The sequence below is a fragment of the Bacillus sp. BB51/4 genome (genome assembly GCF_008368845.1).
Classification (GTDB): domain Bacteria; phylum Bacillota; class Bacilli; order Bacillales; family Bacillaceae_G; genus Bacillus_A; species Bacillus_A wiedmannii.
On the sequence record NZ_QOSC01000026.1, the window covers coordinates 1 to 19,080 of the forward strand.

General features: G+C 34.0%; 10 protein-coding genes, 3 pseudogenes and 1 riboswitch. Of the genes and pseudogenes, 4 read left to right on the forward strand and 9 right to left on the reverse strand.

Annotation, left to right across the window (positions count from 1 at the left end; translation table 11 throughout):
- Positions 1-582: 582 nt before the first annotated feature.
- Both DN392_RS27565 and DN392_RS30550 read left to right on the forward strand, forming a co-directional pair.
- Entirely contained in the window at positions 583-2,049 is a 1,467-nt protein-coding gene (locus DN392_RS27565; protein ID WP_116349226.1) for a catalase, read from the forward strand.
- Positions 2,050-2,838: 789 nt separating this feature from the next.
- A complete protein-coding gene (locus DN392_RS30550; protein WP_002162343.1) occupies positions 2,839-2,976 on the forward strand; it encodes a hypothetical protein in 138 nt (45 codons plus the stop codon).
- 50 nt (positions 2,977-3,026) lie between these two features.
- Here the strand turns inward: DN392_RS30550 and DN392_RS27575 are convergent.
- From DN392_RS27575 to DN392_RS27590, 3 genes and pseudogenes are all read right to left on the reverse strand, one after another.
- Positions 3,027-3,119 (reverse strand): annotated as a pseudogene (locus tag DN392_RS27575) (helix-turn-helix domain-containing protein); the annotation flags it as partial.
- Positions 3,120-3,405: 286 nt separating this feature from the next.
- Positions 3,406-6,540, reverse strand: a complete 3,135-nt coding sequence (locus tag DN392_RS27580) for an immunoglobulin-like domain-containing protein (RefSeq protein WP_370512831.1) — start codon at positions 6,538-6,540, stop codon at positions 3,406-3,408.
- Between the two features lie 1,308 nt (positions 6,541-7,848).
- A pseudogene (locus tag DN392_RS27590) lies at positions 7,849-8,232 on the reverse strand (IS4 family transposase); the annotation flags it as partial.
- 65 nt (positions 8,233-8,297) lie between these two features.
- On the opposite strand from DN392_RS27590, the gene DN392_RS27595 reads away from it, so the two are divergent.
- Positions 8,298-8,984, forward strand: a complete 687-nt coding sequence (locus tag DN392_RS27595; RefSeq protein ID WP_149238155.1) for an IS6 family transposase — start codon at positions 8,298-8,300, stop codon at positions 8,982-8,984.
- Positions 8,985-9,405: 421 nt separating this feature from the next.
- Here DN392_RS27595 and DN392_RS27600 read toward each other — a convergent pair whose 3' ends face one another.
- The 5 genes and pseudogenes from DN392_RS27600 to DN392_RS27620 form a co-directional block, all read right to left on the reverse strand.
- Positions 9,406-10,644, reverse strand: coding sequence for a cytochrome P450 family protein (locus DN392_RS27600; RefSeq protein WP_000253789.1), 1,239 nt, complete (start codon positions 10,642-10,644; stop codon positions 9,406-9,408).
- Positions 10,645-10,939: 295 nt separating this feature from the next.
- A pseudogene (locus DN392_RS27605) lies at positions 10,940-11,584 on the reverse strand (IS6 family transposase).
- A 163-nt stretch (positions 11,585-11,747) separates the two neighbouring features.
- A complete protein-coding gene (locus DN392_RS27610) occupies positions 11,748-12,827 on the reverse strand; it encodes a Ger(x)C family spore germination protein (RefSeq protein WP_149238156.1) in 1,080 nt (359 codons plus the stop codon).
- 2 nt (positions 12,828-12,829) lie between these two features.
- The gene (locus DN392_RS27615) at positions 12,830-13,912 is read right to left on the reverse strand and encodes a GerAB/ArcD/ProY family transporter (RefSeq protein ID WP_149238157.1); all 1,083 of its coding nucleotides are present in this window, start codon (positions 13,910-13,912) and stop codon (positions 12,830-12,832) included.
- A 20-nt stretch (positions 13,913-13,932) separates the two neighbouring features.
- Positions 13,933-15,432, reverse strand: coding sequence for a spore germination protein (locus DN392_RS27620; protein WP_149238158.1), 1,500 nt, complete (start codon positions 15,430-15,432; stop codon positions 13,933-13,935).
- A gap of 642 nt (positions 15,433-16,074) precedes the next feature.
- Here DN392_RS27620 and DN392_RS27625 point away from each other — a divergent pair.
- A complete protein-coding gene (locus DN392_RS27625; protein ID WP_000760018.1) occupies positions 16,075-16,281 on the forward strand; it encodes a DUF3955 domain-containing protein in 207 nt (68 codons plus the stop codon).
- Positions 16,282-16,348: 67 nt separating this feature from the next.
- Here DN392_RS27625 and DN392_RS27630 read toward each other — a convergent pair whose 3' ends face one another.
- A complete protein-coding gene (locus DN392_RS27630) occupies positions 16,349-18,748 on the reverse strand; it encodes a discoidin domain-containing protein (RefSeq protein ID WP_179955929.1) in 2,400 nt (799 codons plus the stop codon).
- A 133-nt stretch (positions 18,749-18,881) separates the two neighbouring features.
- A riboswitch (cyclic di-GMP riboswitch) is annotated at positions 18,882-18,967 on the reverse strand.
- Positions 18,968-19,080 lie beyond the last annotated feature (113 nt).

Here is a 19,080-nt window from a genome sequence, read left to right on the forward strand (position 1 = left end):
AAAAGAATTGATATTGGATTTTTAATGAAATTTTTCGACAAAATATTTACTTTTAGAAATTATCATTTTATAATGATTACAACTTAATAGATATACTACATAATGTGTAATAATTACTTAATTGAACATATAGTTATCAAAAGAGGGATTTTTAAATAATCCTACAGATGGTGAACGAATGCTCATTACGGATTAACATCCGGAAATATAAGGAAACTAAAATTCCAGAAAAGATGTGTGATTAGTATGCTCAAGTTTAGAAGATTACTAATTGGTTAGCGAAGTGTAGGGAATACACCAGATTCATGGATTTGATCAGATGTACAAGACTTGACGAGAGGTTTATATATAAAGTAGGTTATGACTCTTTTGTTTATTGTCCAATTGGATTTATTGCAGAGTATTTTAGACTGGCTATGCTAAATATACAAGATATATTTATGGATTGTTTCGCGGACCCTATCTCAAAAAATGAAAAAAACGATTTTAAATTATTGACAAGTAATAAAACTAAATATATATTAAATTATAATATTTACAATAAAATAATTATTATTGAATATAAATAGGAGGTTCCCCTTTATGAATCCGAATAATCGCTTAACAACAAATCAAGGTTCTCCTGTAGGAGATAACCAAAATTCTCGTACAGCTGGTCAACGTGGACCAGTATTATTAGAAGATTATCATTTAATAGAAAAGCTTGCTCATTTTGATCGTGAACGTATTCCAGAGCGTGTTGTACATGCACGTGGTGCAGGTGCTCATGGTATGTTCGTAACAAAAAACAGTATGAAGCAATATACGAAAGCAGCATTTTTACAAAATGAAGGAACTGAAACACCTGTATTCGTTCGTTTCTCAACGGTTATTCATGGTCAAGGTTCTCCAGAAACAGCTCGTGATCCACGCGGATTCGCTGTTAAATTTTATACAGAAGAAGGAAACTACGATATCGTAGGTAACCATTTACCTGTTTTCTTCATTCGTGATGCAATTAAATTCCCTGACATGGTGCATTCTTTAAAGCCAGCACCTGATACAAATATCCAAACACCAGATCGTTACTGGGATTTCATGACGTTAACTCCAGAATCTACACATATGCTGACATGGGTATTTTCTGATTATGGTACACCGGCAAACTATCGTGAAATGGAAGGTTTCGGCGTACATTCATTTAAATGGATTAATGCGGAAGGGAAAATTGTTTACATTAAATATCATTGGAAACCACAGCAAGATGTCCGCAATTTAAGTGCAAAAGAAGTGGAAGAAGTGCAAGGTAAAGATTTCAACCATGCGACTCGTGATTTATTCGAAGCGATTGAAAAAGGAAACTATCCAAAATGGGATCTACACGTACAGGTTATGCAATTAGATGAAATGGATTCTTTAGAGTTCGATCCATTAGATCCAACAAAAGTATGGTCAGAAGATCTCTTCCCATTAATTGAAGTAGGGACAATGACTTTAAATCGCAACCCACAAAACTTCTTTGCGGAAGTAGAGCAAGCGGCATTTACGCCAAGTGCAACTGTACCTGGTATTGAACCATCTGAAGATAAACTATTACAAGGTCGTTTATTCTCTTACCCAGATACACAGCGTTACCGCCTTGGTGCAAACTATTTACAAATCCCTGTAAACTGCCCATACGCAGCTGTTCGTAATCAACAACGTGATGGTGCAATGCAAATCAATCAAAACCCATCAACAATTAACTACGAGCCAAGTCGTCATGCTGAAAATCCTGTTGAAGATTCAGCTTACTGTGATTCGAATATGAAACTTGAAGGCTATGTATCTCGTGAAAAAATTGATAAACCAAACGACTTCCAGCAAGCTGGTGAGCGTTACCGTTCATTCTCTAAAGAGGAACAAGATAATTTAATCGCAAACTTAACAAGCGATTTAAAAGATGTGAATGAGCAAACGAAACTACTTGCAATTTGCAATTTCTTCCGCGCAGACCGCGAGTATGGTATGCGCCTAGCGGAAGCATTAAATGTTGATATTTCAGCGTATGTAGGAAATTCTACAAAATAATAACATTCATAATTCTATTTTATTCTCAAATTTAACTTGCAATATGTGTTTACTAATACAATATATGAGAAAAGAAGTTGTCTCAAAAATTCGTTGAAAAACGATTTTTTAGAGACAACTTCTTTTTTAAGCTTCCTTCAACAATAGGTAGGAATATTAATACTTTATTTTTTATTTGTTTGACGGATCTGGCCATTCACTTTTTTATGATTTTGCATAGACACGCATCCTATTGATACCAAAACAAGAATATAGAACTATCGTTACATATTCAATTCAAAAGAAGGAAAGAATCCCTTGGTGAAGATCTTTGATTTGTTTATTAATAAATACGGTACGTGAAATTATTATATGTCACGTTGAGAATGCCCCCATATGAGAACTGCCTAAGGATATTTCATATTCGAGTTAGAGCTATTGTAACTACAGCAGAACCAAATTAATGATATTTTCAGCAATATTACCTTTGTTAGGATTAGTAATTTTTTGGAGGGTATATCTAGAAGAACTTAAAGAGATTGCGAAAGTGGAAATATTCTTGGCCAATGATGTTGAGGATGACAATGATCTGTGGGTATGTAAGCGTACGAAGTTTTATCATAAGAGTTCTATTTGCTTTATAGAGAAAAGAAATGAGATAGAATGATAGGTTTAATGAAAAGAGCCCTAAGGAGATAGGGGCTCTTTAGGGCTCGCCTAATCGGATAAATTGATTAGGAGGAATATAAATATTTTAACATATAGATGACTCATTTGAAGGTAACAAAAAGATAACAAATGAGAATGTATATGGCAATGAAGATTTTCACTGTAAAAAACGGATCAAAAACAGAAATTTGCATCAAAGAGTTAATTGAAGAAGGTGTGGCGAGATTACCCTTGTTTGAAAAGAAAATGAAGATTTTAGATTTTTCTTTAGACCTTTAAAGCATAGATAATCGAAGGGAAAAAAGTTATATACTCATGATTTCTGGCTATACAAACCGACTGCAACCAATCGTTTTAGCAATTACTATTTCTTGTTTCTTATTTGGATAGATACGAAATTTATATGCTTTATTTACTAACATAGGTTGCACCTCGCTTTGTTATAGGACATCTACAGTATACAAAATACTGGCATTCATCTCCCACCTACCGTTGGGCTAACGCCCTTCACACGCTTGAGGAAGGAGTATTCTGTCAGGAAACGATAAATTGTACCCCTGTTATTTCTCTATTTTTCCACTTTGGATAAATTTCTTCCATTTTAATGAAATAGCTCATACTTACCAAGATTCCTTTCCTACCTGAAATTAATAAAAAGACATCTTCATTATTTGAAGATGCCTTTTTATTCACTGCACTTAGTCACAATTATTTTAGTACCTTTTTAAATTTGCGACCAAAAGTAATTACCATACCTGCAAGAACCATCAATATGCCCAATGCTGCACTGTTATTTGTACTTGCACCCGTTTTGGGAAGCTCTTTATATGTATCTTCTTTTTTATCAGAAGTACTATTGTTTGAGATATTACTGTTACCAGTATCAGAGCCATTGCTGTTGTTAGTACCAGTACTGCCATTATCAGCACCATTACCGTTGTTGGTATTGTTATTACCATTGTCTTTATCTTTCACAACCACTTTTTGTATTGTAGTTACCTCATTACCACCGGAGTCACGAACAAGGAATTTTACTTCGTAAGTACCAGTTTTAGATGTATCTACTTCACCAAATTGTATTACTTTATCAGTAATATCGCCATCTTCTTTATCAATAGCTTTAACCCCAGACATTGGATCGAATTTATCTCCAACTGTTACTGTAGTTTCTGAAGGTACAGTTAACTCAGGACCTTGAATTTCAACACGTTTTTCTTTTTCTTCTTCTTTAACTGTTACAGTTTGTGTTTGAGTTGCCAAATGACCTGCAGAATCTTTAACTGTGTAAGTTAAAACATACGTACCCGGTTTAGTAGTATCTACTTTACCGTCAACTGTTACTTTAGAAGTAAGATCTCCGTCTTCTTTATCAGTAGCAGACACTCCTGACATTGTGCCGAATTGATCACCTACATTCATTGTTGCTCCAACAGGTACTGTTAATTTCGGTTCCATATCTGGAGTTTCTCCGCTTTCTTCTACAATTACAGTCTGTGTAGCTGTTGCATTAACCCCTTGAGAATCGACAACCGAATACTCTACAATGTATTTACCCGGTTTAGTAGTACCTACATTACCTTTATATTTGACTTTGCTTGTTAAATTGCCATCTTCTTTATCGGTAGCAGACACTCCTGACATTGGGTCAAACGTATCTCCTACATGGAACGTAGTTGTAAATGGTACTTTTAACACCGGAGCTTGGTCTTCCGAAGGTTTTTCTGCCGCTTTAACAATTACAGTACGTAATTTAATTATTCGATGACCTTTAGAATCCTCCACAACATACTTGATTTTGTAAGTATCCTCTTTATCAGTACCTTGGTCTCCGCTATATGTTACTTTAGAAGTGATATCACCATCTTCTTTATCGATAGCTTTAACTCCACTCATTGGGTCGAATTGATCACCAACTGTTAATACTGTTTCCTCCGGTACTGTTAACTCTGGCTCATTGTCTTCAGCAGGTTTTTCTTTAACTGTTATAGTTTGTGTTTGAGTTGCCAAATGACCTGCAGAATCTTTAACTGTGTATGTAATCGTGTAAGTGCCAGGTGTATTTGTATCTACATTACCTTCATATTTTACTTCCGACGTAATGTCACCATCTTCTTTATCCGTAGAACTTACATCTTTCATTGGATCGAATTTATCTCCTTCAGTAATTGTCGTTTCTGAAGGTACTTTTAGTACTGGTGCTTCATCTTTTGTTTCTTCTTTCTCTTTAACCGTTACTGTTTGTTTTGCAGTTACTTTATGACCTTTAGAGTCTTTAACTGTGTAAGTTAAAACATACGTTCCCGGTTTAGTAGTATCTACTTTACCGTCAACTGTTACTTTAGAAGTAAGATCTCCGTCTTCTTTATCAGTAGCAGACACTCCTGACATTGGGTCGAATTGATCACCTACATTCATTGTTGCTCCAGCAGGTACTGTTAATTTCGGTTCCATATCTGAAGTTTCTCCGTTTTCTTCTACAATTACAGGTTTAGAATCAGTTGCTTCCCAAATAGGAGCGGTTAATATCGGATAGTTCAAAGCTTCTATTTTTTGCCGTGTTTCTTGTGATGCTTTCAGTCCCCATTGATCAAAAAATGGAAGTAAATTTTGTTTCGCTACTTTTGATGTATTGTAAATAAATGCTTGTATTTTATCTTCATCCGTTTTTGGAAGTTGATTCTCTGGTAACTCTCGATATAGTTTGTGAAGATTTGGATAAAAATCTTCACCATATGCTAGATTAAGTTGCCAAAGCATAACAAGTTTCACAAACAAGTCATTAATATTTTTATAGTCTTTATCTGTTTGTTTTATATATGTAAAGGCTCTATCGTAATCCCCCGATTTTTCTAAACGTGTTGGTTGATTCGGGAATAATTGCTTTTGTGCAGCTAAAGAATATAGATTAACAGTTACTTCCGTCATACCTCTTAGATCATTCCAAATCCATGGGTATTGTTGTCTTGCATGTCCCGCCTCATGCATTTGTCCCCATCCAAATTTATTTACATCTAAAGCACTTTCGATTGCATTACCAGCAGTAGTAAATACGGCTCCATCAAGAGAGGCATACATGCCCCAATCTGGTTTGTTAGGATTTTCTACAAAAGCCCAAATGCGTCGAGTCGAACGATGTAAAGGATTCGGGTCTGTTTCAGATAATCCTGATATCTTATCTTGTGCTCGAATCATTTCATCATATTTTTCTAATAGAGGAACAGGATCTTGATCCACAATATATTTCTGGGCACTATCACGAGTGACAGTAAGTACTGCTTTTTCCGATTTCAATTGTACCGCATGTGCATCTGGATACTTGTTCATCATCGTAATCCAGTCTTCTCTCGTATGCTTCCCTAGTTCAAAGAATGGAACAGGGCTTCCGCCTTGTGTTACTTTCACCTTAACTGTTCCTGTATCTTGTGGGTTATCAAATCCTAATAAACCACCGTTTGGAGAGGAGATGGTATTAGAACCAGGAGAAAGATCAACTTCTTTTCCCCATTGTTTATCATATTGATGCGTCCCAATAATCGCTCTAACCTTTTGCGTTCCCGATACTTCAATCGTAATTTGTTCATTCGGTTTTACATAGATTCCTGTTGGCATATATGTTTTTTGCTCACTTCTTCTTTCTCTTTTTGCTTCACTACTAAAACTTCCTGTACCCGGAAGTTCAAAATCCCTCTGTTCATATTGGTTTGTAGTCTGTGCAGCAACTGTTTCAGCTTGAACTGTTAAGCTATTTGTTATAGTAGGTGTAAATAGTGTAGTTGTCAAAATAGCAGATGTCGCAAGTACTTTCATCGGTTTTTGAAACATATAATGCTTCCTTTTCTGCATATAAATCATCCTTTCCTTTTCAATTCGTTCCATTAAAGTCCTTTCGCTGAATGAATGTAATTGATTTCAATTTCCTGTCGGTTTCATTTTTTGAAAATTAAGAAATAAGTGCTCGTAAATCTTCCTATAGTTTGATAAATATAAAACATACCTGAAGAAAGAAATCTCCATCCGTGTTCATACTAAATAATTACGAAAGGTAGGATATGGGAATGGAACGAACCCGTTTCCTTTTTTCTTATTACTAAGAATTTAACATCGAACAGGTCGTATAGCAATCAAAATTAGACAAATTTAGCTATTTTCCGACATTTTTTGTCGACTTACTAAAATAGTAGTCTCACGTTTATCAACTAAAAAAGTTTGAAATCAGTAAAGCGAAAAATGAGGTTCTGCTGCAAATTTTTGTAACACATAAAGATATGAGAAAATTGAGGTCCAATTTTATGAAACCGTTAATATATTCTGTAATTCGTTGTACGCCGAAAAGATGGAGTCTATTTTCACAAAAAATGAGGTATAATTTTTGTTGAAGAGCAATCTGTAAGTCCCAGTAAAATATGTGGTAATTTTACAGAATTTACGATACGGGAAAGCCCACGCAGGACTTTAGTCCGTCTTTAGACGTGGGATGAAAGTATCGTTTTTGCGTAGCAAAACATGGTATATTTTATTCATAGTCATGCAAAAGACTCTAAAACGACTGTTCTCTGAAAACAGAATACATATGAGGTTGGGGTAGCAAATTCTTCTACTCCGTAAAATGTATTAAGTCGTCATGCAAAAGACGTAAAAATATTTGAGAACCAACAATCTTTACGGTATGGTCACAGTACCGTAGCCCACGAACCTATATGGTCTGTTGTGGGAGTGGTGATGGCACACCGCAATCTTGCACGTCAGCGATACCAGAAATGGACTTCGCCTTTGGTAGCGAGAATCCCACTGACGTTAGTCAGCTGGCCCCTTTAGGGGTGGGAGTGTCAAATAGGATATGCAATACATATTCGAAAAGAGATACTGCACTAATAATAGTGTTCTTATCTCTTTTTTACTTATATTATGTAGGAATTAGTTGAAGGGAAATTCAGCCTCTAAAAGGATGTTCCATCTAACTTTTTCAATTTCATGTTTACTATATAGTTTTTATATAACAAGAAAAAAGTAGGGGAAAGAAGTCATGCCCATCAGCTTAAGAACAGCAACAAAATGAGATTTCGTTCATCAGGACTAAAATACGCTTAAAGCAGTGGTACATCTTAAAAATGTGCATGCCAAATAAACCTAGATAGGCATTATTTTAAAAAACTATGCAGCTTTATTTTGTCTTCTCAAACCACTATACTCATATACAATGCCCAGAATATCAAAGACTGTCTTCTTCTCATACCTGTGAGATTTCTGTCCGTTTTTTTGTAAAAGATTAAAAAGATAGAGAAAAACTTTTGTTATTTCTTGGTTACCTTTTTGTAGAGCTTCGTACGCTAAATACAGATGATCTTGAATCATGTAAATAGCTTTATATTCACTTAATTCGTTTTGCTTTTTCTGTAGTAACAGTTGTCTCATTTTGAAAATAGTGGAAGAACAAAGAAAAATAGCGATTAATTGTCCATAAAGATGACATTCTAGACTCTCCCGCTTAATATTGTGACAACGATTGATACCAAAAAGAGATTTCCATGTTTTAAATGGTTCTGTTGCAAAGTTTTCTAAATGAGACTACACTCTAGAAAAAAGAGTAAGGAGAATCACAAATGCGATATTTTAAAGGGAAACAGTTCAAGAAAGATATTATTTTGGTAGCCGTAGGCTACTACTGTCGTTTTTCTTTAAGCTATCGTGATGTCTCTGAAATTTTAATAGAACGTGGAATTTCAGTTCACCCGACAACCATCATGCGCTGGGTTCATGAATACGGAAACCTGATCTATCAAATTTGGAAAAATAAAAATAAAAACGTCCAATTATCTTGGAAGCTAGATGAAACCTATATAAAAGTCAAAGGGAAATGGTGTTATTTATATCGTGCAATAGATACAGATGGGCACACATTGGATATTCACCTTCGTAAAAAACGGGATTATCAGGCTGCCTATGCCTTTATGAAAAGACTGGTGAAAACGTTTGGAGAACCAACAGTTCTCACAACAGACAAAGCGCAGGCATTACTTTGCGCATTGAATAAATTACAAAAGCAAGGTTTTTATTTAAATACAACTCATTGTACAGTGAAACATTTGAACAACCTTATCGAACAGGACCATAGGCATGTCACGAGACGTTTTGCCAAATCCGCAGGATTTCAAAACCTTCGTCATGCTTCACGAACCTTGAAAGGCATTGAAACCGTTCACGCTTTATATAAACAAAACCGAAATCTGAACCCAGATTTCGGTTTTTCGACGTATGATGAATTACGAAATTTAGTAACAATCGCGTAAAATATAGAGCCTTTTGCTGGATTACCCTATTCTTTAATAAATTTTGCAACAGAACCAATATAAGTATATATCTGGCTGTAAGAATGCTACATTTTACGTAGTAGTAACAGTTATATTTTCAAACCATTCTTCTTTCATGAAATTACTGCTAGTAATTAAATCTTCCAGCTCACGTCCTACTTTTTCCATATCTACATTGGTTTCAGAAAATAGATTAAAGTGATGGTATACTGTTTTCCCCCCTTCAATTTAAAGTTCCCTTTAATTCTCCTCTTCACTCTATCTATTCAACAGAAAAATGGAAATCCAGTAAAATAAAAAATCTCTCTCCGCTATTAAAATTCCAATAGCATTAAAACATTCATGAAGAGGGAGTCTTCTTTTTGAAAAGAAACTCCCTTTTTATTGATAGCTATATTAGTTAAAACTTCAGAGGCAATTCTTCTAATGACCTCATTAAGTAGTTTTCTTTCCATCTCACTTGCTCTTTATCGCCTTGTAGTTGCATAGTTGGCATACGGAGTAATAATGTAGAAATTGCAATTTTTGCTTCTAAACGAGCGAGTGGTGCACCAAGACAAAAGTGACTACCATGACCGAAAGCGATGTGACGATTGTTTTTTCTTGTAATATCAAATACATCAGCATTCGGGAACATTATTTTATCGCGATTAGCAGATGCTAATGAAATAATAACCCTATCTTTTGGTTGAATATTTTGACCGTGCAATGTGAATGGTTCTGCTGTCCAACGTAAAGTAGTTAACTCAACAGGGCTATAAAATCGTAATGCCTCTTCTATTGCTAAATTGATTAAATCAGGGCTTTGACGTAGTTTTTGTAATTGAATTGGGTGTTCCAGCAATGCTAAAGTCATATTTGTAATTAAATTTACAGTTGTTTCATGTCCGGCAACGATAAGCAACGTAATTGTTGAATATAATTCTGATGAATTTAATTTCGTTTCTTCACTTTCTGCCTTTATGAGTGCACTTATTAAATCATCAGCGGGATTTGTTCTTTTTTTATGAACTAAATGCTGTATATATTCGGCAAATTCCCCTAATTTTTGATTGTTTTTTTGCATGTCTTCTAACGTATGTGGAGTATCAATAATTGCTTGTGACCAAACTCTAAATTTATGTTGATCTTCAAGAGGAATACCTAACATTTCACTAATTACCATAATTGGTAAGGGGAAAGCATAATCACTTACAAGGTTTATAGATTGATTATGTTCCACTTTACTTAATAAAGTATCAGCAATATGTTGAATTCGGCCTTCAAGTTGTAAAATCATCTGAGGAGTAAATGCCTTTTGAGCAAGTGATCGTAGACGGCTATGATCAGGGGGATCTGAATTCAGCATATGATTTCTTAAGAGTTCTCTATTCTCTAATGAGATAGGAACGTCTACTTCTTCTTTGTTACTGAACACGTTTTCAATATTTTTCATTAATTTTGCATCTTTTAATAAAGAGATTGCATCCTCATATCTCGTAATAAGCCAACTTTGACTCTGTTCCCCCGAAGATAAAGGGTAAACAGGTTGAAATGCGCGTAATTCTTCATAAATATCATATGCTTCCTGTTTAAATATAGGAGAAGATAATTGTGTTTCTAATAATAGCTTGAGATTTAGCTCGTTTTTTGAAACCATTCATATAACCTCCATCTTTATAGATCTTTGGATAACTGCAGCACCTAATTTACATTATAACCCATGTAAATTTAATAAAGGTGAGAATATTCCGATAAAATATTACTTTACTTGGTGAAATAAAAACAATAATCCTTAGATACATACTTCTTTTATTATGATTAATATGTAATAAAGTTTAGTTCTGGTGCAAAAAGATGTTAAATAAAAAAGAATCAAGGATTCCTAATGGAATCACCCGTTAAGTAGTTAAGGCAAACAGCTGGTTGATGAAAAAATTCTGATTTTAGACAGACTAATCCCGTAAATCAATTTGTTCTTCTTTGACCATATGCATTGCTTCTACACCACTCAATATAGAGGCTGATGTTTTGTATGATTTAAATCCCAACATAGAGTGTATACGTTTTTTAATAAAACGATGATCTTGTTCTACTATGTTATTTAAATATTTTATCCTTCGGATTTGGATGCCTATTGGTACCCTTTTTTCTTTCTTCAACTGTTCGATAGCGATTGGATAAGCAGGGTTCTTATCAACCATGATGATACAAGGTTTTGAGACATGAAAAGACCGCAAAGCTTTCTTGAAGAATCGCTTTGCAGCCTTATGATTTCTAGATTTACTCAAATAAAAGTCAATCGTGTTTCCTTCAGATTCAATGGCACGATATAAATAACACCATTTTCCTTTCACCTTTATATAGGTCTCATCTAATTTCCACGCTAATGGTACATTTTTGTTTTTCTTCTTCCAAATCTGATAGATCCGGTTTCCATATTCATGAACCCAACGCATGATAGTGGTTGGATGAACTGATATTCCACGATTTCTCTAGATTTCAGATATATCTCGATAGCTTAAAGAAAAACGACAATAATAGCCAACGGAAATTAAAATGATATCTTTCTTAAACTGTTTTCCTTTAAAATATCTCATCTTATCGTGCTCTTACTCATATTTTCTAAAATGTAACGTGGTTTAGAAAACTTTGCAACAGAACCTAAGTATTTCAACTTTTCATAAGATGCTTTCCTCTTTTCATCCCATAACACCTGGTTTCATTTATTAACAGCTTTCATACCTTATCTGATTGACTTTTTTATTCCGTCACACCAGATTGGGTAATTTTCACATCCGCAGTTACATGAAAACGTAAATGCTTATAGGAGTTTTCCCACTCTTTATCGTTCCACTTTCTTGTTTGAGTCCTACCAAATTTTCTAAGACCTATAGGATCTGTACCCTTATTGATAAACCTTTTTATTAATTTAGTTGCCTTTTGTTCTATTTCATTTTCCATTATTTTTTCCAGCTTTCGTATTTCTTTGGCATTATCCAAGCTTTTTGTTTTTGTAATTTCTTGAATTTCACCTGTCACTTGAATATGTGCATCTATGAATGGATTCCGGCTATTTCCCTTCATTTTATATTTTGTTCCTGCTCTAATATTTTCTATTGTGGCATAATTATCAGAAAAACCAGGAAGGTGGAATTGGTACGTTCCATGTTGAAATTTATCGGTCAACAACTTGAATATAAACAAATCTTTAGATGAGAGCGTATCAACCATCCTATACCTTTTGAATAAAACCACACCATTTACCTCTAGTGAATTTTCTTTTTTGGAAATTAGAGGCAAATATGAATCTCTCGCATCATCATAAAGTTGATTTAAAAATAAATAAAGATTTGTTTCTGGCTGTACTCCATTCTTAATATTTTGCTCAATTAAGGAAGATAAATAGGTAGAAACTCCTTTTTCTTTAGAGTAAGTTCCTTTTAAAAGTGATTCTCCTTTTTCATTTGTAATCGCTAAATAAACAGAATTCCCTATATTTGGAATTCTGTTCGCGGTTTCTAAAATTTCTTTCATCCCCTTTTTAGCTAATTTTTCATCAAATATAATCATGCGTAATTGACCTAATTCTAGAGGACCAGAGGATTTTTCAGATGCTCTTGCAAGTACTTCTTTACTAGTTTTCCCTGAAGCTGAATAAATTTTTGTTTGGCCTTCTCCACTATCTTTATATGCCGAAACCGCAAATGTTCCCTGTAGTTTATTCTCATCCTCTACATCATATGCAACGACTTGAACTAAACCTATGTCATCTACAATTTTGGTTTTAGCACACCCTGCTAAGAGGACACTTAATATGAGAAAAAATAACCACTTTTTCATCTTTATCTCCTTAATTTTATTTGAATGGTTTGGATAATCCACAATATAGGAAGGTACATATATATGTAAATAAAGCCAGCTTGGCCTACCCAAGTGTTTAATACATTTATTTGATTACGATTATTTAAGAAAAATGTTAAAATGAAGATAAATAGGATAAGAAACGGCAAAACATATTTTTGTTTTATCCTCAATGTCTCTTTTATGCCACGGCTTACTCCCCATAATGTCATAGATATATTTGGTAATATAAAAAATGCCCAGACAGAGATTATAATGTACTCAAATCGCTCTATAAAAGGAAGTTGGATGATTTTGGTCATACTCAAATATGCCCATATAGCACTGGAAAGTTGTTTTTCACTAAAAAATGTGAGTGATAAAATCATAAGGTACGTGTATGTGACAGTGGTTACTAAATTCCCGTAGTGCGCATATCTCTGAGAGGTTCGCGCATTTTTAATAAAGGGATAATACATCAATAACATTTCAAATCCTAGATAGCTGAACATAGTTCCTTTCATTCCCTTAATAATTTCTTGGACTGAATGCTGCCATATTGGAAATAGATTTCGAAAATCTGCATATTGCAAAGGATAGAAAAATGTAAAAAACAGTATACTTGGAATGACAATTCCAAAGAAACCAATACCTGCAACTACACGGAATCCTCCTGTTACAATGTAGTAACATAAAATCAAAAAAACCCCTGAAAGAAACCACGTTGACATAGAAGGAAACATCCAAACATGTACTACCTCAATATAGGTGTGTAATGTTGTTGCACCCAACATTAACAGATATACTAAAAAAATGAGGTTGAATACTCCACCAATCCATTTTCCAAAGACATTCTTTTGGATTGTGATGATGTCACTATTACCTCGATTCAAAATTTGATATATAATCCAAATTATGACGTTAACAGACAAGCCAAAAAACAGAGTACTAATCCATGCATCGTTTCCTACTAACTTTGCACTAATTCTTTCAAAACCGAGCATGCCGACTCCCATTTGCATAGTACAAATTAAAAAAAACACAACAAATGGGGAGACTTTATACTCAATTGGAATGTTTTTCATAACGCTCCTCCATGTTTTGTTCAATCATCAAAGTCATTTCGTGATGAAATTTTATTTTTCTTTTCGTTTTCAGGATTAAACCGAATGCGCTGTTTGGTTCTTGAAAACAAAGGTCGCTGAAACATTGATGAGATTGGCATACGAATAATACTGTCTTTCCAATCTGTCAGTCTTGTTGGATAAAACGGGAATAAATAAGGACGTTTTAACGATTTTGTACGTAATAAATGCGTTAGAAGAAAAGAGCTTGCTATAACAATCCCTAGTAACCCTAGTAGTTGTGCTGCTACTATAAAGGGAAAGCGGATTACTCGAATTGTAATACCAATTTTATAAATTGGAGTTGTAAATGATGTTAGTGCTGAAAGAGCAACAATAATGATAAGCACGTTACTTGTGAGACTGGCTTCTACTGATGCTTGTCCAATTACAATACCACCTACTATACCTACGGTTAATCCCACTTTAGTTGGTAAGCGTGTCCCTGCTTCTCTCAGTAATTCAATAGTTATTTCTAAAAAAAATGCTTCGATTATCGGAGGGAAAGGTATCTTACTTCTAGAAATCACCAATGTTTCAAGAAGTTCTTTCGGAATAAGCTCGTAATGATATGTTAATATCGCAACATATAAGGGCGTAGTTAAAACGGAAAATATAAAAGCAAAAATTCTTAACAACCGAAAGAAAGAAGCTAAAACCCAAGGCATCGTATAGTCTTCTGTTGAAGTGAAAAATTCAATCAATGTCGTAGGGAGTGTAATAGCAAAAGGTGAGCCATCTACAAATAGTGCAATCTTTCCTTCAGCCAAAACAGCAGCTACACGATCTGGACGTTCTGTATTAAGGAAGTGTGGAAAAATAGAACTTGGATTATCAACAAGCAGTTGGGTTAAATAAGTACTATCAAGAATGTGGTCTATTTTTATTTTACTTACACGTTTTATGATTTCCTCTACATTTTGATTGTTTGCGATTCCTTCAATAAATACAACGGCCACAGAGGTATTAGATAAATCTCCTACTCTCAATTCTTCTACTTGGAGAAACGGCGTTGGAAGCTTTCTGCGCAGCAAATTCAAATTTGTATCTAAATCTTCAACAAATGCGATTTGCGGGCCTACAATATTATATTCAATTTCGGCTGTTGTAATATCCCTTCCCTCTTTTTTGGATATATTGATTAACAATCCGCTTGACACATCTCTATCCATTTGAATTAGTATATACCCGTTTAAAATATCATTCTGGATGTCTGCTATTTGTTTTGTTATTTTTGAAATTCCGATTGGTAAAACAGCTTGAATATCTTGTAGTGAATCGAAAGGTTTTTCTTTTATGTACGGTAAAACATCTTCTTGTAACATATTTACATCAATTAATGTCCGAAAATATGAGACCACTATAGGTGATTTATCTGAATGGATTTTAATTTCATTGAAATCTTTAGATTTCTTTAACAATTGAATAAGGTCTTTCAAAGATTTCATAGGATAACTAGGGATTTTTTCATGTTGTTTCAATTGATAATCCCCTTCCCTTCAGAAATAAACTATATAATATATTTCAAAAATTCATATTCGAAAATCCGATAAGAGTAATACGAAAATATACTCATTGAAATTGCTACATTCCCTCTAGAAATAACTTAACCCAAATCGATTGGGAAAATGTATACAAAGGAAAAAAGGTTCTGTAGCAAAGTTTTTTTACATATAGAGACCTGGAGAGAAATAGGGGGTACTTCAAAATCTTAGCTTGATGGCGATGTGGTGATACCCTATTTTTACTTATAAAGTCTTACAAAACTGTCACCTTTATGTAAGGATATTAGATAGTTTAACTATTATTTCAATGTGATAATAAAAATATAAGAAATACATAAAAAATATATTATACAGAGGTAACCATACGATGATTGTAAAACTAGCATTTATACTTTTTGGAGTAGTCTTAGTATTATGGGGTATATATAGTACGAAAACATATGAATCATTTTTAGACAAACTCACTGGAATAGGACAGTTATTAGGCGGAATTACATGCATAATTGCTGGGATTTTATCCTTTATAATTAAATAATTTATAAAGGAGTAGCTCCAGCCTTACTAACCTATAAATCACTTATTTTGTATCAAACAATCCTTACATACGGAGGTTTTAAAATGAAAAAATATATTTTAACTTTAATACCATTTATCCTAGGGATAGGGTGTGTAGTTAGTTATAATACTATCGGATCTAAAGTTGCATCGGATGGTACTCTTGTGGAACCATTCTATTTACTACCAATGGGTTATTCATTTTTAGCTATCGGTATAATTAGTCTTTTTGTAAGTAAAATTAAAAAAGTTAATAAATCATTGTTTTGAGCACATAAAAAAAAGACTGTAGCAAACATATAAAATACTTTTGCTACAGTCCCCATTCATCTTTCAATTAGTTATTATATAATTTTATTTCTGAAGCTGAAGCAAATCCACCGCTTCCTGATACCACTTCAAGCTTTACATATTGCGCATCTACTTTACTGAAACTTGCATTCTTTGTAAGTTTATTATTTTCCCAATTTCCAGTAGCAACCTTTGTAAAATTAACTCCATCCAAACTTGTGTATATATTATAACTAGTTATGTTACCGTTATTATTGCTATCTTGTCTGGGAGCATAAGCTAATTGCGATATATTAGTAATTTCATTAAGCTTTATCGTAATGTATGGAGCTTTATCACTTCCATCCCATAACGTATGCCACATTGTCGTAGAGTTTCCATCAACTGCATTTGCAGCAGCATCACCCTTTGCATTTTGTTGACTTGAGAAACCTGAAACCGATAAACTTGTATGCGGTATTAATCCTACTACAGCAGTATCAGTAAACTTTAAGTTAACAGCATCACTTGCTGGATTTGAACCAACAGCAAACTTTCTAACTGTTAAAGTAACATTTCCCGTTAAATCCGGTAAATTAGGAGCAGCTGGATTATATTTTGTCCAATTCGAACCTTGATCGATGCTGAATTCCATCGTACCGTCTATACCAAAAACTAAATTCGCATCATCATTTGAAGAAACTTTAACTTTACCAGCTTTTTCAATAGGAATTAATAAAGGCTGCTTTGTTCCAATCACTCTTGTTAAAATACCATTCGTTGAATTGATTGCTGAGATTTCTTCATTACTAAGAAGCATATCATTGCTTGTAGCAGCTTTATACGTTTCTCCCCCATCGATACTGTATTCCGTATCAGTTTTAATTCCCATTAGTTTTCCTGCATTTTCTCCATCAAAGCTAAAAGTAGCAAGGTACAACCCTAAACTTGGCATTTGGGCTTTTATATTATTAGCTACTTGTTTTTGATTAACATTCGTTATTGTGGAGAATGCATTTAATATATTTAAAGTATATTGCTGAATCTTAGCTCTATCACCTGTATTCAGAACATGGCTTCTAATTTGAGTAAGAAGATCCATCATAGGTCTTGGCTCATTAGCAAAAGCAGTAACTATACTGTTATTTAATTCTTGCCACATAGCATCTGTTGTTATATTTTGATTTTGTAACGTGAAAGAAACGTAATCTTTCCATACTAAAACATTAATTGGTAGAATTTTAGTAGCTGTTTTATAAATTGCACTTTTCTTAGCTGGTAAAGATATCGCTTTCGCTAACCAGCGTAATCGCTCTGATTGATCTAGTTTTACTGAATCACGTGCAGCATCTTCAAATAATAACATGTACGGTACTTGATTTTTCGGGCTATTATCTGACCAAGGAATAACAGTGACATCATGACGATTTGATTCACCCCATCCGGATATATCATTTCCTAAATGCCAAGAAGATGGGTTGTCATTCCATATGAGTGCGCAATGTCCAGGTTGTCCAACAGGCATCGCTGCCACACCAAAAGCTTGGCTTACTTGTGTACCAAACTTTGAAATATTACCGCATACCCCGCCAAATCTGTAAATGGAAGAAAGATTCCAACCTAAACCATAGAATGCATTATTTCCAGCTTGAATGCTAACTCCATCTTTGTTATGTTCTTCATATTTAATTAAATATGCACTTTTTCCTATCTTATCTTGGCTTTTAAGATCTGGATGTTCCGTATTAATCATATTTCTTGCCCAAGTTAAATCTTCTTCAGGTGACCAAGTATTCACTACTAATCTTAAATGCCAAACATCATATGTTCTAAAGCAAGGAAGTAACTCATTATTTTGATCTGCTGATTTATAATGTTGATACCTCGTTAACGGATTAATAGGTTTATTGTTTGTCCAATATTTTATAGGTTCAGCATGAGCTAACGATGTAGCTATAGCTAATTTTAAATACAATCCTTGGTGAGAATCTGCATCCGCATTCCATATTGTATTCCATATCTCAAGTGCATTTACAGGATTGTTTCCTGTGGGGCTGCCACCTTCAAGGTATGTATTCATCACATCTGTATTTTTCATAGTCCAGCTAAGAAATTTCTGATGTTCAGCATCTTTTTTAGCGAATGTATTCATTGCTGCAGCACCTGTTTGTGAGATCAATTGCCACTGAGCCAAAGCTGCTGCAAATCCTGGGTCTGCAAGCTTATTTTGTAAACCCGCTTCAGTGATATTTCCAATTTTTACATTCAGATACACTGTGAGATAACTCAAATGACCCTCAAAATTACCATTTGCAATTGCCTGATCTGTCTTTTGGTTCAATGTTTCTAGATTGAATGTTTCTTGATTGGATGGCACCGTTGCAGCTGAAACTTTTGTATACGGAATCGTAGCAACACTCCCTAAAATAATTGGCATAGTTAATAATAAAGATGAAATCTTTTTCAAAATAAGTCCCCCTTGTTTTGTTTTTGACATTTGACTGCTGCATTATCTTCCTTTATATAAAATAATTCCCCACACCTAAAGGCATGAGGAATTAAACAGCCAACCTGAATAAAATTTGGTAGTTTCCTAACCTTTCGGCAACTGGCTAACATAGTGCAATGCACCTTAGTCCCTATAGCTTTGCGCCATTAGCTTTCACTAATTTTGCCTTTATCGAATTTCATTATCGGATGGAATCATAACAAAATTCAAAATATATTTATATATTTTGAAACTTATTAAATCAAATTTCATTTAATAATGTGGTAATCCTTAATTAAGGAAAAAATTCT

Bases quoted from the DNA above. Each gene is read 5' to 3' on its own strand.
- DN392_RS27565 (WP_116349226.1), top strand. From the start codon at position 583: ATGAATCCGAATAATCGCTTAACAACAAATCAAGGTTCTCCTGTAGGA.
- DN392_RS30550 (WP_002162343.1), top strand. From the start codon at position 2,839: ATGGCAATGAAGATTTTCACTGTAAAAAACGGATCAAAAACAGAAATT.
- DN392_RS27580 (WP_370512831.1), bottom strand. From the start codon at position 6,540: ATGCAGAAAAGGAAGCATTATATGTTTCAAAAACCGATGAAAGTACTT.
- DN392_RS27595 (WP_149238155.1), top strand. From the start codon at position 8,298: ATGCGATATTTTAAAGGGAAACAGTTCAAGAAAGATATTATTTTGGTA.
- DN392_RS27600 (WP_000253789.1), bottom strand. From the start codon at position 10,644: ATGGTTTCAAAAAACGAGCTAAATCTCAAGCTATTATTAGAAACACAA.
- DN392_RS27610 (WP_149238156.1), bottom strand. From the start codon at position 12,827: ATGAAAAAGTGGTTATTTTTTCTCATATTAAGTGTCCTCTTAGCAGGG.
- DN392_RS27615 (WP_149238157.1), bottom strand. From the start codon at position 13,912: ATGAAAAACATTCCAATTGAGTATAAAGTCTCCCCATTTGTTGTGTTT.
- DN392_RS27625 (WP_000760018.1), top strand. From the start codon at position 16,075: ATGAAAAAATATATTTTAACTTTAATACCATTTATCCTAGGGATAGGG.